This window comes from Bacillus cereus group sp. MYBK139-1, assembly GCF_051916915.1.
GTDB classification, from domain to species: domain Bacteria; phylum Bacillota; class Bacilli; order Bacillales; family Bacillaceae_G; genus Bacillus_A; species Bacillus_A pacificus.
Window position 1 is genome coordinate 378,579 of sequence record NZ_JBQAHO010000003.1, and the last position, 13,393, is coordinate 391,971.

A 13,393-nucleotide genomic window follows, 5' to 3' on the forward strand; every position below is an offset into this window, starting at 1 on the left:
CTCCCGAATTCGCATATTAAGTATGCAAATTCAATGGAGGTGTTCTTTTTATCATTTAGACTTGTAAAATGCTTAGTATTTCTTCTAAACGTAAATTTGTAAACTTTGCAATATCTTCGATTGTCATTCCATTTTTATGCATTCCACGAATTAATTGAATCTTACCTTCTTCAATCCCCTCTTTCTTTCCTTCATTACGAGCATGAGCGAACTTTGCGGCTTCATCCATCAAAGCTTTCTCTCTTGCCTCATATTCATATGCTTGTCGGAAAGAAGAATCTTGACTCATACGCTCCCATTTATTCATCGCTTTTTGTAAAATCGGATCTTGGTTCATCGCAATGTCCTCCAATGTTTGGGTTAGTTGTTCATCCTCGTTTGCCGGAAGTAATAATAACCAACGAACAAACAAATCTTCCCAAGGATTTACTTGTTCATTCCGCCACTGTTGCATAAGTTTCGAAATCTCTACGATGTGAACTTCGATATGACTACTCAACATTTTATGTTGTTGGCGATTCCATAAAACTCCTGTTGTATGGAATGCCTCGTATTCAGGAAACATAACGAAATTTAACCAATTGATTGTAATTGTTTTATGAAGAGAGCTGTATGGCATTCCCTTTTGAAGTTGAGCTGTGTATAACCTTCCCCAATAATATAAACTGCGTTTAATCATATCATGATTATTATTGAGTTGTATTTCTACATTGACTTTTGTTCCTGTGTCTAATGTAGCTGAAATATCTAAGATAGATAACTTATCTTCTTCATGTTCCCTGTGTAAATGTGGATTTGCGAATTGTAACGAAACAATGGGTGATTCTAAAGAATCCTGTAACATCGCATTTAAAAAAGCAATTAAAATATCTTCATTTCCACTTGTGCCAAATAATTGTTTAAAAGCAAAACCAATGCGTAAATTCACTAATTGTTGGCTGGACATGAAATGTTCTCTCCCCATCTCATAAGAGGCTTTTCTTTTCTTTTCTTTTCTTTTCTTTTATTGTACATAAAATAGTGATACGCATGCAAACAAGCACTTACTTAAATTTCTTAAAATGACCTGTTTTTGCAGGTTATCACATCACTTCTCACGATGCAGACATTCTTACGATTGACGTACTTCTATCCTCACCTTTACTAGATCCTAACACTTCCGAAAAAGATGCGGAAGAATACGCCTATTTACAACAACTAGCTGAATCAATTTCTCATTCTGAATTATGTACTTCTATAAAAGCAAGTGCACTTATTTAAACACGAAAAGAGGGTTATTTATCATAACCCCCTTTTGCTATCTATTTACGTTTGTACTTGATCATAATAATAAATACCTTTATATGCAACTTATAATAAGTATCAAGGTGTTTTTCTCATTCTAAACGACATATCTTTACGTCGATATACACTCAGCACAATTCCCATTATAAATGCATGAAATAGAGTTGGTATCAATCCGTAGCTAATAAAAGGTAATGATATAGAAAAACGTGGTAATATGCCGAGGATCATGCCAACGTTACAAATAAAATGGATTACAAAAAGAGTCACTCCGCCAACGAGAAGCAATTTACCATAGCCATCATTGATTTTATAAGCTATGTTCATTATTCTTACTGCAAAAAGAGAAAGAATAATGACAAGAACTAGCGCAAGCACATATCCATAATAGTAAGTCAAACTCGCGAATACAAAATCAGTATGGGCAGCAGGGATAGACTTTATATTTCCATATGTACCAAACCAACCCGCCGATGACATCGCCTCTTGTAAACGTAAATACCATTGATCATGCTCTGAGTTTAAAAATCCTAAAATTCTGGCCATACGGTATTCTTTTACAGCAGACCAGGAAAGTAGATCCCTAATAATCAATGGTACAATAGGTAAAATCGTAATGAGCCATGCCGTTTTCTTTCCTAACTTACTCCACCAAAGCATAACGAATACCATCGTAATATAGATGAAAATTGGTAAAAGAATTGATGTAGTTGAAAATAAATATAAAGAAAATACGTACAACATGAGAAGATGCATAAACTTTAACCTACTATTATTGAAAAAAGAAGCCCAAGCTAGAAAGAAGAATGGTATCGTCATTAGACAGTCAATTTTGATGGGGCCAATTTTTATTATCGCTTCCCCAATCACGTAATCCGTCGGAAAACATTTTATAGCTAACAAGATAAGTATTCCAATTGTATAAAACAGCCATCCGAGTCTTTCTAATTTTCGGTAATCAATCAGCATCATCCCAATAGCTGTTGCAATGCCGAGAATTACAAAAATTACTTTGTTCATTAATAAATCGTTCGTATGCCCAAAAGCGATTATTGGTAAAAAACCTAATCCCATAGCAGCCACTAATAAAATAAGTAAAAACCAATCCACCTTTGGCTTATGAAGTTTATTAAGTTCTTGCCCTAGTTTAATTGGACTTCCCATTTGTTCCACTGCTTTATTTTCAGCGACTTCCTCACTCAAACCTTTTTCTATCCATGTGTTCTTCGCCTGTTTTAGGTGAAAATCTAGTTCCGTTGCTACAAAGCTCTTTGCTTCATTTGATTTAATATGATTCGTAACTTCGCTTACAAAACGATCCCCTTTTTTATTCAATTCCGCCTCACTCCTGTACTAAGCCTTTTAGTATAAATTGTACCTTCGTAGCATTTTTTTCTGCCTTTCGCAGCATCTTTCTTCCTTTATCATTTAATTGATAATATTTGGCTCCTTCATGATCCCAACTTGATTGAATAAAACGATTCTGCTCTAGACGATGTAATACGGTATATAAAAACCCTTCATTTCCTTCGAATTTTCGAATCCCTCTTCCTCGTAGCAGCTGTGACAATTCGTATCCTGTTTTTTCATTACTGAGGAGTTGTAAAATCGCTAACGAGATGTCCTCTTCCTTCTCGTTCGAAGCATTGATTTTTTCGTGCACCTGCTTTCGATGTTGATCAGAAAAACTCAAATGTTTAAACGTTGTATTCTCCATTGATTTTCGCAGGCCTTTTAATCGATCTTCCATTTGATTATTCCTCCAATCCTTTCTTCAAAAGCTCCTTCGCTTTTTTCAGTCTCGTTTTTATCGTGTTTTCCTTTATCTCTATTACTGTAGCAATCTCTTTAATTGATAATTCTTCATAATAAAATAGATAAATGACTTCTCGATATTTGATCGGTAAATTCATTACTGCAGACGCGAGCTCACGGTCCTCCGCATTTTGCATAACAGTTTGTTCGACACTATCATTTTGAACCCCCATATAAGCAGATTCATCCTCTGTCACGATCACCTTTTTGTTATACCAACTTTTTATATAGTCCTTACATTGATTAATCGCAATTCTCCATAACCACGTTTTCACATTCGACTTCCCTTTGTATGTATGAAGAGATTTATAGCATTTCATAAATATATCTTGCGTTACATCCTCAGCAATTTCTTTATTGTTTACATATGAATACACAAGCTGCAAGACTTCTTGTCCATACTTGTTCATAATTTCATCGATAAGGAGTTCCTTACCTTCTATTTCAAACGCTTCTATCATTAATTCATCCACATCATTTCCTCCTTCCCATATATTAGACGACGCACTGTATGGAAAAGTTTTATAAATTTATAAAAAAATACAGAGGGTAATAACGTTTTTTATAAAACACTTCCTCAGCAACTTACATATAATAAACCGAATAGTCGTTACAATACATTCACCTAAAGAGCGTCTTTCTCCCAAGGCGCTCTTTCATTTTGAAATTCTTCTTCAAAAACCGCTAAATAAAAAAGAACCCATTTAATCAGGGTCCCCCTTCTTCCTAACACTCACTTAAAGAATCTAATATCTCATAGCCATACAAAGAGGGCTTCATAATATCAAAACCGATAAATTCTTCATACTTCTTATCCGAAAAATAAAATACGATATTATGAAATAACACTTTTTGCAAATGAGTATCCTGAGAAAGTCTAAATGAGTATATGTATGTATTATCATTTGAAGTTTTCTTTATATATATTTTACTCTTATTTGTTAATTCTTTTAATTTACGAGCATTTTCTCCAAAAAACTCTATCCCCACTATACGATCGAATTGATCTATATCTAAATTTAATGTCGGATTTTCTTCCAATTCTTCAGTTGATTCAATCTCAATTTCTGAAGTGAATGGAATTACATACAGATATGCCATCTGGATTGCAGGGTCGTAAGTAATTAATTTTTTCATGATACACCTCATATCGGTATCTTATTTTTTTGTATTACACTTATCTCAATAAACTAAATATTAGGTTTTCGAGTTATAAAATACAAGTATAGTATTTGAATTTCTATACATAACGCAGCTGCTTGCTATTGTTGATCTACTGCTTTTCTAGTTCTGTTGTTTATTTCATCTGAACGTTGCTATCATTATCCTTATTTTTTAGTTATGTTTGTTTATTTAACAAGGTTGAATGAAAACCTTAACTTGTAGGCGGTCACAAATAAGTTGTATATGACAAAACACGCTTTACACACTACCCAACCATTTAAAACTAGGGCTTTTCATCCATTTGTCTTGTTCCCTATTTTAAAACATAATACAATTAAACTGTAACTTAATAAGCTATAACTAGTAGGTGTGGCAATCATCTCTTCCATTTCGAAAAAGGGGGAGGTGATAATATGATCGCGATGTTTGTAATGAAATTAATGTACGGTATCCTAACCGGAGCTGGCGTTGTCATCGGTAGAAGATACGTCGGTCCGTGGCTAATTTCTGTATACAAAAAAGCGAGAACCACCCTGCTTCGTGGAAAAGGTAAGGGCGGTTCTCGGCTAAAACGTTAATGTAATTTTCTTATAACCGCACCTACTACCACCACAATAGCAAGTTAGGTTACAAAGGCAGAAGTTTCTCAGGCTTCTGTCTTCTTTATTTTATGCAAAATTCATACTATATACTCTACCATCATTGTAACACATTTTATTTATTTTTAGTCAAGATAAAAAACACCTAAAGAGTTTCTCTTCAGGTGTTTCTCTATTTTACGCTAATGCAGCTGCATGCTCTTGTTGATCTACAGGAATGACAGCGTCTGTTAATGCTTTCTCTAATTCAGCTGTGTATTTCATTTGCTCTTCTTTGCTCCAGCCTAGTTTTGCAGCCATGTAGTTGATTACTGCTTCTTTCCACTCGTATACCCAGTGGATGTTGAAGAATACAGCGCCTCTGCGGCGTACGAAGAAGTCGACTGGTTTTGCTGTCATTTCGTAATCCATTGCGTATACAAGTGGGATTAGAACGTCTAGCGGCATGTTGTATTCTTTCGCTTCGTCTTTATGTTTTTTCGCTAATTCGAACAGTACGTCAACGTTAGAGCCATAGAATTTCGCGAATTCTTCTGCTTGTGCTGTCGTTAAACCGTATTTCGTACCTTCGCCTGCTTTTTTCGCGATAAATGCTGGTAATCCTTTAGAGCCATCTACATGTCCACCAGAGATTGGCATATGTTTCGTTGTGCTCTTCGGATATGCACTATGACCTTCTTTTTGTAGTAAGTTCGTTACGTAGTCTACTACCATTTCAGCCATTTTGCGGTATCCAGTTAATTTACCACCTGCGATTGTAATTAAACCAGATTCAGAAGTCCAAATTTCGTCTTTACGAGAAATTTCAGATGCACTCTTACCTTCTTCGTAAATTAACGGACGTACGCCAGCCCAGCTTGACTCGATGTCTTTTTCCGTAATTTTTACGCTTGGGAACATGTAGTTAATCGCATTAATGATGTATGTGCGATCTTCTGTTGTCATTTGTGGTACAGCTGCGTCTTTATCATAGAACGTATCTGTTGTACCTACATAAGTTTTCCCGCCGCGTGGAATCGCGAATACCATACGTTTATCTGGTGTATCGAAGTAAATTGCTTGCCCTAATGGGAAACGTTTTTGGTCAATTACTAAGTGAACACCTTTTGATAACTGAAGTACTTTTCCTTTTTTCGAGTTATCTTTTTCACGAAGTGTATCTACCCAAGGACCAGCTGCGTTTACAATTTTCTTACCGTAAACTTCGTATACTTCACCATCTAGTAAATCGATTACACGTACACCACATACTTTTCCATCTTTATATAAGAAACTATCTACTTTTGCATAGTTAACAGCTTTTGCACCGTGCTCAATTGCTTCTTTCATTACTTCAATTGTAAGACGCGCATCGTCTGTACGATATTCTACGTAGTAACCGCCGCCTTTTAATCCTTCTTGTTTTACAAGAGGCTCTTTCTTCAGCGTTTCTTCACGGTTAAACATTTTTCTGCGCTCGCTTCGTTTTACACCTGCTAAGAAGTCGTATACACGAAGACCAATTGATGTACTGAATGATCCGAACGTACCGCCTGTATGGAACGGAAGTAACATCCACTCTGGTGTTGTTACATGGGGACCGTTCTCATATACGATCGCACGCTCTTTACCCACCTCTGCTACCATTTTCACTTCAAGTTGTTTTAAATAACGTAGACCACCGTGTACAAGCTTCGTTGAACGACTTGATGTACCTGCTGCAAAGTCCTGCATTTCAAACACAATTGTTGATAACCCGCGTGTTGCTCCATCTAATGCAATACCAGAACCAGTAATACCTCCACCAATTACGATCACATCTAATTCTTGTTTATTTACTCCGTTTAATACGTCTTTACGTTGTTTACTTGAAAATTTCATGGTAATTCCTCCCTTTGATAACGAAAAAAGAGACCACAAACTCCGCTATAGATTTCGCCTCTATAGCGTGTTGTGGTCTCTCCAAATCTCCTACCGAATTATTAACTTGTCACCATTATAACACTGTTTATGATTATTTGAAAGCTTTTGTTGCTTCAATTGCTTTTTTCCATCCAGCATATAGCTCTTCGCTTGTTTCCGCTTCCATCGTTGGTTCAAAGCGTTTGTCCATATGCCACTGTTCTTTAATTTCATCTTGGTTTTTCCAATATCCAACCGCAAGACCAGCTAAGTATGCTGCACCTAAAGCTGTCGTTTCATTGATTACCGGACGCTCTACAGGAACGTCTAAAATATCACTTTGGAACTTCATTAAGAAGTTATTTTTAACTGCTCCGCCATCAACGCGTAATGTTTTCAGTTCAATACCTGAATCTGCTTCCATTGCGCATAATACGTCTTTCGTTTGGTAAGCTAAAGATTCTAGTGTTGCACGAATGAAATGCTCTTTCGTCGTACCGCGCGTTACACCAAACATAGCACCGCGTACTTCACTATCCCAGTACGGTGTACCTAAACCTACGAATGCTGGTACAACGTATACACCGTCAGTTGATTCAACGCGAGAAGCATACACTTCACTCTCACTTGCATCTTTAAACATGCGCATTCCGTCACGTAACCATTGAATTGCAGAACCTGCTACGAAAATACTTCCTTCTAATGCGTAGTTTACTTTACCATCTATTCCCCATGCAATTGTTGTTAATAGACCATGCTCAGAAGCTACTGCTTTTTCACCAGTGTTCATTAACATGAAGCAACCAGTTCCGTAAGTATTTTTCGCCATACCTTCACCGAAACAAGCTTGTCCAAATAATGCTGCTTGTTGGTCACCAGCTACACCTGCAATCGGTACATTTTGACCGAAGAAGTGATAGTCAATTGTTTCTCCATACACTTCAGATGATGGACGTACTTCTGGAAGCATGCTCTTTGGTACTGTTAACATGTCTAGAAGCTCATCATCCCACTGTAAGTCGTGAATGTTAAACATTAATGTACGTGATGCATTTGAGTAATCCGTTACGTGCGCCTTACCACCAGATAGTTTCCATACAAGCCATGTATCAATTGTTCCGAATAATAGATCGCCGTTTTCTGCTTTTTCTCTTGCACCTTCAACGTTATCTAAAATCCATTTTACTTTCGTACCAGAGAAGTATGCGTCAATTAAAAGACCTGTTTTTTCGCGAACCATTTCGCTATATCCTTTTTCTTTTAACTCATCACAAATTTCAGCTGTTTGACGAGATTGCCATACGATTGCGTTGTAAATTGGTTTGCCTGTTGTTTTATCCCATACAACCGCTGTTTCACGTTGGTTCGTAATACCAATACCAGCGATTTGTTCTGGTTTTACATCTGCTTCGCTTAAGCAAGTTGCGATAACTGCTAAAATAGATCCCCAAATTTCTTGCGCGTTATGCTCTACCCAGCCTGGCTTTGGAAAATGTTGTGTAAATTCTTTTTGAGCTGAATGAACAATTTCACCTTTTTTATTGAACAGAATTGCGCGTGAGCTAGTTGTTCCTTGGTCTAATGAAAGAATATATTTTTTCATATCGGTTTCCCCCTTATGCTACTTTTCTACTATTTGTATTGCTTCCACTTTTTTTACTTGTCATATAAGAGATTGCTAGTACAATCACAGTTGCAATAATTACATAAATAAGTGCTGCATTTTGTTTTCCTTCAAATACAACTTGATGGAATAATCCTGCAAGTGATCCACCTAAAATCGGACCTACTACCGGAATCCATGCATACTTCCAATTTGAACCGCCTTTTCCTGCAATCGGAAGGAAGAAGTGCGCGATACGCGGACCTAAATCACGTGCTGGGTTGATTGCGTATCCTGTCGTTCCACCTAATGATAAACCAATACTTACAATTAAGAAACCTACGATAAATGGATTTAATCCATCTGCAAATTTATTTGCACCAATTGCTAATATACCAAATACTAAAACGAATGTCCCAATCATTTCACTTAAAAGGTTTGCAAATGTGTTCGGAATTGCTGGACCTGTTGCAAATACGCCTAACTTTGTTCCTGGATCTTCTGTTTCTTTCCAGTGTGGTAAGTAATGTAAATATACGATAACTGCCCCGATAATTGCCCCAATCATTTGTGCTGCGATATAACCAGGTACGTCACTCCATGGGAACGCTCCCTTAAATGCTAATCCTATCGTTAAAGCTGGATTCAAATGTGCCCCACTAATTGATCCAACCGCATATGCTGCAACCGCTACCGCTAAGCCCCAGCCCATTGTAATTACAATCCAACCAGAATCTTTCGCAAACGACTTCTTTAAACTTACACCAGCACAAACGCCGCCACCAAGTACGATTAACAACGCAGTCCCTATTAACTCTCCTAAAAATGCTGACATAGTATCCCTCCACAATCAATTTAAACGCTTTCAAATGTGATAGAGGTAAAATGAATGGCCATTCGTTTTTATCAAAAGAAAAAGACCCACAGCTTTGCACGCTTCTATATAAATTTATATAGAAACAATGAAATGTGGATCTCTTCTTTTCTCCGTCACGTTTATTAACTTGTCTATAATGTTAACCGTTAATGAAAGCGGTGTCAACAGAATTATTTCACATTTTCGTCACTTTTTTTGGTAATGTTTCCATAGTTCGCGTTTTGATGTCGTAATTGCTGTCGCACCAGCATGTAACGCTTTCTCCACATCATCCACTGTACGAATAAAACCACCCGCTAAAATCGGTACACCAGTACGCTCTTTCACTTCAGCGATAACGTCCGTTAATGCTCCAGGAAGTACCTCTATATAATCCGGTTTCGTCTTATCTAAAAGATTACAACTCTTCTCCATCGCACTCGAATCGATTAAAAAGATGCGTTGTATTGCCACAACACCTTTTTGCTTCGCCTTCATAATCACGCTCGCCTTTGTTGAAAGTAACCCGTACGGTCTAAACTCCTGACATAAATATTCCGTCGCATGCCCATCACTCTGCAAACCATGAATTAAATCCACATGTAAAAACACCTTTTTACAATATTGCTTCGCAAGTGATATAACACTCTTCAATTGACCGACATGAATATCTAAAATAACGATATACTCATACGAGCTATGTAATAGCTTTTCCAAATCTTTAATTTGCCTCACTGCCGGCAAAATCTTTTGTTCATGAAATTCCATTCTATATGTCCCCTTCTTTATGTCGTCCTATCCTTTATAGTACACAATTTAAGTGAAAAGAACAGCTAGTGTAGGGGATTTCTTTCATTTTTCTCGTTCTTCTTTTAAGCGTTCACTAAAAATCATACTATGTTTCTCACCTATCTACTTCTAGTATGAGCAAATACATGATGATGAGTAAAGCGAGTTGTCGTTGCGTTGGCTGTGCAACTTGTGCGTTACAGCTTATAATAGTGCTATTTCATGGGCTATACGATGTAGGTTTCATATATTTTTCTTCTATAATAATTTCCCGAACAATAACCGTGCTTCTTAATATTGTCGTTTCGTGTCGGTAAGTCGATATCCTATGTCGAATCGTCGATATATTGAAAAAATCGTTGATATATTTCAAGTTGTGTTTGATATATTTGAAAAATCGTTGATATATTTCAGAAAATGAAAAAGTGGATAACGACATGTTATCCACGCTCCCATAATTATAATAAAACCGAATCCTTATCACTATCCTGATTACGTTTCTCGCGTTCCTCTGCTAAACGCTTCATATACACTTCGCCTTCTTTTTCGATAAACTCATTATCCATCTCTTGCTCTTTTTTTGAAGTATATAAAACCATGTAGCCACTTAATACGATCCCAACGATTACAAGATACACCCACCATGGTAAAGTTTCCACTCTACTTCATTCCTTTCCTTAGACAAGCCTTATTAGTTTCACTGTATGAGGAAAGAAATAGATTTATGCTTAATTTTTATTGCGGATTTTTCGCAAAGAACGCTTGTACATATTCCATAAACTCGATTGGTTCCTGGCGAAACGGTGCGTGGTATCCTTTTTCAATGATATGGAACGTACTATTCGCAAATAGCTGATGATACAGTTCACCATTTTTCCAAGAAACGCTCTTATCATTTCTACCCCATATAATTAGAGTCGGCACCTTAATTTTATCGGCTTCCATCGCAATGCGGCGCTCTCTCATTTTCGTAAGCTGATCATAATGCTGTTTATCGTCACGACTATTTTTCACTTCATTTTTATTATAATCCGTAATCTCAGTTACAGTTTGTAAGTCTGTCGATAGCGGCGGCACTTCATAACTTTCTTTTTGCTGGAAAGACTCTATTCCTGTAGAATCCGCTAAAATGAGATGCGTTACTGCATCCGGATATAAATACGCTAAATTCAGTGACATCTCTCCGCCCATCGAATGACCAAGTACTGCGAATTGATTATATCCAAGCTTCTTCATTAACTTATAATATAAATTCACTTGCGCAGGAAACGAATACTCAAAATCAATTGGTTTAGAAGAACGTCCAAACCCTAAAATATCAACTGCAATAATTGTATGGTCTCTCGCAAGTTCCGGATAAATATCACTAAATCCATCAGATGAACCACCAAACCCATGCAGCATAAGTAAAGGAGGCTTTCCCTCACCAATTTTCTTAAAATAAATCGTCTGCCCGTCTATTTGTGCCATACTCTCTTTCGTATTTATCTTCATCATAACAGTATCTTTTACTTCTCCAACCTTCGCGATTGGCTTATCAACGAAGTTACATACGATAAGCAAAACGAGCACAATACCGCTAATCATATAAAACTTAAACCGTTTCAACATTCCCGTCTCCTTTCTCTTGTTGCTATTTAAAGTTTTTACATTATTTGGTTGTTTTATAATTATTTTTAATTGTAACTATAATGGTTACAATTATATTAAAAAAATATTACTCACCGCTATTAGTGATGGTTGTTTTGTAACTATTATAGTTACATATTTAAAGTAAGTCAATTCTTTTTACGACCAAAAAGAAAAGGGACCTCGTTGTGAGGTCCCTTCACTTTATTATTTAATTTAAAAATGGTCAGCATGTGAGTCTTGTTTGCTAATACCGCCACCGTCACCTTTATTGAAGTTGGCTGGTGCTCCTCCATCGCCTCTATTATCTGCTGGTGCTCCGCCTGTTTCACCAATGTTAACGTAGTCTGGTCTTGCTGGCGCTCCACCCGTGTCTCCTCTATTAAAACTAGCATAGTCTGGTTTTACTGGTGCCCCACCAGTATCTCCTTTATTAAAACTAACATAGTCTGGTCTTGCTGGTGCTGGAACATCACCGTGCTCCGCTTGTTGTACAAAAGAACTATTTAAACCGACAGATACAATACCAACTAACACTATACCAGTTACAGCCATACCAATTTTTTTAAACATTATTTTAATGCTCCTCTCTCTATCTTCTTCTCTTTTGCCTGTAATGCTTTGTAAAAATAGTCACTTGCTTTCATGTAATTAGCATCCTCACGAAACTTTATTGCAAGTTTTTCAACATATTCCTGAGTGTAACTATATAAAGATTCTTTATCAAAATAAGTAATTCCTTTAAGAATAATTTGCTCTAATTCTTTAATAGGAACATTACCATTTACTGCTTTTAAAATACTAAAATGATGTATATACTCTTCATTTTCTAACTCCATACAAATATTTAATCCTCTATCAATTAATTCTTCAGCAATGTTTGTTTCTCCCAGTTTAAAATGTTCCCTAGCTTGTAGGAAAATCGCTTTGAAATGTGCTGGGAATTTCTCTGTTACTTCTGAAAGATGTCGAATAGCTAGTGCAGAAAGGTTTTGACTTGCGTATAGCCAGCCTAAATTATGACGTACCCTTAAAAGCAATATAGCGTTATCCTGTTTTTGTAGAATATCTATCGCTGAATTTAAACACTCTTCTGCTTGTTCATATTGCTTTATTTGTATGGCAGTTAGTCCTAAAAGATTCTGAGATAAAGCAATATTCATATCTTGTCCTGCTTGTTTTGAAAAAATTTCTTTAGCTTTATTTACATATTTTATTGTATTCATTGGTTGCCTTGTATTGTAGAAAAATGCAGAAAGACGATAACAGAATTCCCCATATTCTAATTCATCAGGGATATATTTTATTAGTGTTTTGGCCTTCTCATAACATCTACTTGCATCATTGTAATTTGATATTAGAGTTGCATGCATTGCCTTAAAAAAATAATAGTAATATGACAAACGATTTTCAGACGTTTTATAAATTTCATCAATTTTATCAAAACTATTTTTAGTAATTTGTAAACCATCCGCCAGCACTTTATATCTAAAATCTAATAAAGAGTAATATAGCCACAAATCCCCATCCTCTTTTACATTAGAAAATTCACTCTCAATCTCTTCCTTCATCTCCGTTGCTTTCTCTATATTTTGCTGCAACATTACACGATACCAATCATCTAAAGAATGTTTCATTTGCTCCCTTGTTACTACATCTGCTCCCATACACTCGCATCCCCTTTTCTTAAGCTTACAAAATTAGGGTATTTATACAATTATCAAAATTGTATATTATCACCTCTTTTCTATGTATTGAAAAATAATTGTCAGA

Annotated in this window: 14 protein-coding genes and 1 pseudogene; 2 read left to right on the top strand and 13 right to left on the bottom strand. The window is 36.3% G+C overall.

The annotated features are described in order from the left end of the window. Window positions 1–55: 55 nt before the first annotated feature. Window positions 56–946 carry an Rpn family recombination-promoting nuclease/putative transposase gene (locus ACTFRS_RS19000; RefSeq protein ID WP_440023413.1) on the bottom strand — a complete coding sequence of 297 codons (891 nt, stop codon included), beginning with the start codon at window positions 944–946 and terminating at the stop codon, window positions 56–58. A 119-nt stretch (window positions 947–1,065) separates the two neighbouring features. On the opposite strand from ACTFRS_RS19000, the pseudogene ACTFRS_RS19005 reads away from it, so the two are divergent. Then, a pseudogene (locus tag ACTFRS_RS19005) lies at window positions 1,066–1,260 on the top strand (hypothetical protein); the annotation flags it as partial. 102 nt (window positions 1,261–1,362) lie between these two features. On the opposite strand, the gene ACTFRS_RS19010 reads toward ACTFRS_RS19005, so the two are convergent. The 4 genes from ACTFRS_RS19010 to ACTFRS_RS19025 form a co-directional block, all read right to left on the bottom strand. Next, window positions 1,363–2,619, bottom strand: coding sequence for an FtsW/RodA/SpoVE family cell cycle protein (locus ACTFRS_RS19010; RefSeq protein WP_440023411.1), 1,257 nt, complete (start codon window positions 2,617–2,619; stop codon window positions 1,363–1,365). A 7-nt stretch (window positions 2,620–2,626) separates the two neighbouring features. Continuing rightward, window positions 2,627–3,034 (bottom strand): PadR family transcriptional regulator, encoded by a 408-nt coding sequence (locus ACTFRS_RS19015; RefSeq protein WP_270822072.1) that lies wholly within the window; start codon window positions 3,032–3,034, stop codon window positions 2,627–2,629. 4 nt (window positions 3,035–3,038) lie between these two features. After that, window positions 3,039–3,572 carry a sigma-70 family RNA polymerase sigma factor gene (locus ACTFRS_RS19020; protein WP_440023410.1) on the bottom strand — a complete coding sequence of 178 codons (534 nt, stop codon included), beginning with the start codon at window positions 3,570–3,572 and terminating at the stop codon, window positions 3,039–3,041. Window positions 3,573–3,825: 253 nt separating this feature from the next. Then, a complete protein-coding gene (locus ACTFRS_RS19025) occupies window positions 3,826–4,236 on the bottom strand; it encodes a DUF2283 domain-containing protein (RefSeq protein ID WP_070805415.1) in 411 nt (136 codons plus the stop codon). A 440-nt stretch (window positions 4,237–4,676) separates the two neighbouring features. Here ACTFRS_RS19025 and ACTFRS_RS19030 point away from each other — a divergent pair, with 440 nt between their 5' ends. Then, on the top strand, window positions 4,677–4,841 hold the full coding sequence (locus ACTFRS_RS19030) for a hypothetical protein (RefSeq protein ID WP_000561155.1): 165 nt from the start codon (window positions 4,677–4,679) through the stop codon (window positions 4,839–4,841). Window positions 4,842–5,039: 198 nt separating this feature from the next. Here ACTFRS_RS19030 and glpD read toward each other — a convergent pair whose 3' ends face one another. The 8 genes from glpD to ACTFRS_RS19070 all read right to left on the bottom strand — a co-directional run bounded on the left by glpD (window position 5,040) and on the right by ACTFRS_RS19070 (window position 13,287). Then, entirely contained in the window at window positions 5,040–6,722 is a 1,683-nt protein-coding gene (gene glpD / locus ACTFRS_RS19035) for an aerobic glycerol-3-phosphate dehydrogenase (RefSeq protein WP_000672816.1), read from the bottom strand. A 133-nt stretch (window positions 6,723–6,855) separates the two neighbouring features. Then, window positions 6,856–8,346: a glycerol kinase GlpK gene (gene glpK / locus ACTFRS_RS19040; protein WP_000759995.1), complete on the bottom strand. Its 1,491-nt coding sequence runs from the start codon at window positions 8,344–8,346 to the stop codon at window positions 6,856–6,858. A gap of 13 nt (window positions 8,347–8,359) precedes the next feature. Next, on the bottom strand, window positions 8,360–9,181 hold the full coding sequence (glpF, locus tag ACTFRS_RS19045) for a glycerol uptake facilitator protein GlpF (RefSeq protein WP_001272193.1): 822 nt from the start codon (window positions 9,179–9,181) through the stop codon (window positions 8,360–8,362). Window positions 9,182–9,409: 228 nt separating this feature from the next. Continuing rightward, on the bottom strand, window positions 9,410–9,970 hold the full coding sequence (glpP, locus tag ACTFRS_RS19050; RefSeq protein WP_071716665.1) for a glycerol uptake operon antiterminator GlpP: 561 nt from the start codon (window positions 9,968–9,970) through the stop codon (window positions 9,410–9,412). 479 nt (window positions 9,971–10,449) lie between these two features. Continuing rightward, entirely contained in the window at window positions 10,450–10,650 is a 201-nt protein-coding gene (locus ACTFRS_RS19055) for a sporulation YhaL family protein (RefSeq protein WP_000449227.1), read from the bottom strand. A gap of 76 nt (window positions 10,651–10,726) precedes the next feature. Next, on the bottom strand, window positions 10,727–11,599 hold the full coding sequence (locus ACTFRS_RS19060) for an alpha/beta fold hydrolase (protein WP_440024579.1): 873 nt from the start codon (window positions 11,597–11,599) through the stop codon (window positions 10,727–10,729). Window positions 11,600–11,836: 237 nt separating this feature from the next. Continuing rightward, window positions 11,837–12,193 (bottom strand): Phr family secreted Rap phosphatase inhibitor, encoded by a 357-nt coding sequence (locus ACTFRS_RS19065; protein WP_000473356.1) that lies wholly within the window; start codon window positions 12,191–12,193, stop codon window positions 11,837–11,839. Beyond that, window positions 12,193–13,287, bottom strand: coding sequence for a tetratricopeptide repeat protein (locus ACTFRS_RS19070; protein WP_071741428.1), 1,095 nt, complete (start codon window positions 13,285–13,287; stop codon window positions 12,193–12,195). Before ACTFRS_RS19070 ends, ACTFRS_RS19065 begins: the two co-directional genes overlap by 1 nt. Window positions 13,288–13,393 lie beyond the last annotated feature (106 nt).

Excerpts from the sequence above, each read along its gene's own strand:
- ACTFRS_RS19000 (WP_440023413.1), bottom strand. The coding sequence starts at position 946 with ATGTCCAGCCAACAATTAGTGAATTTACGCATTGGTTTTGCTTTTAAA.
- ACTFRS_RS19015 (WP_270822072.1), bottom strand. The coding sequence starts at position 3,034 with ATGGAAGATCGATTAAAAGGCCTGCGAAAATCAATGGAGAATACAACG.
- ACTFRS_RS19025 (WP_070805415.1), bottom strand. The coding sequence starts at position 4,236 with ATGAAAAAATTAATTACTTACGACCCTGCAATCCAGATGGCATATCTG.
- ACTFRS_RS19030 (WP_000561155.1), top strand. The coding sequence starts at position 4,677 with ATGATCGCGATGTTTGTAATGAAATTAATGTACGGTATCCTAACCGGA.
- glpD (WP_000672816.1), bottom strand. The coding sequence starts at position 6,722 with ATGAAATTTTCAAGTAAACAACGTAAAGACGTATTAAACGGAGTAAAT.
- glpK (WP_000759995.1), bottom strand. The coding sequence starts at position 8,346 with ATGAAAAAATATATTCTTTCATTAGACCAAGGAACAACTAGCTCACGC.
- glpF (WP_001272193.1), bottom strand. The coding sequence starts at position 9,181 with ATGTCAGCATTTTTAGGAGAGTTAATAGGGACTGCGTTGTTAATCGTA.
- glpP (WP_071716665.1), bottom strand. The coding sequence starts at position 9,970 with ATGGAATTTCATGAACAAAAGATTTTGCCGGCAGTGAGGCAAATTAAA.
- ACTFRS_RS19065 (WP_000473356.1), bottom strand. The coding sequence starts at position 12,193 with ATGTTTAAAAAAATTGGTATGGCTGTAACTGGTATAGTGTTAGTTGGT.
- ACTFRS_RS19070 (WP_071741428.1), bottom strand. The coding sequence starts at position 13,287 with ATGGGAGCAGATGTAGTAACAAGGGAGCAAATGAAACATTCTTTAGAT.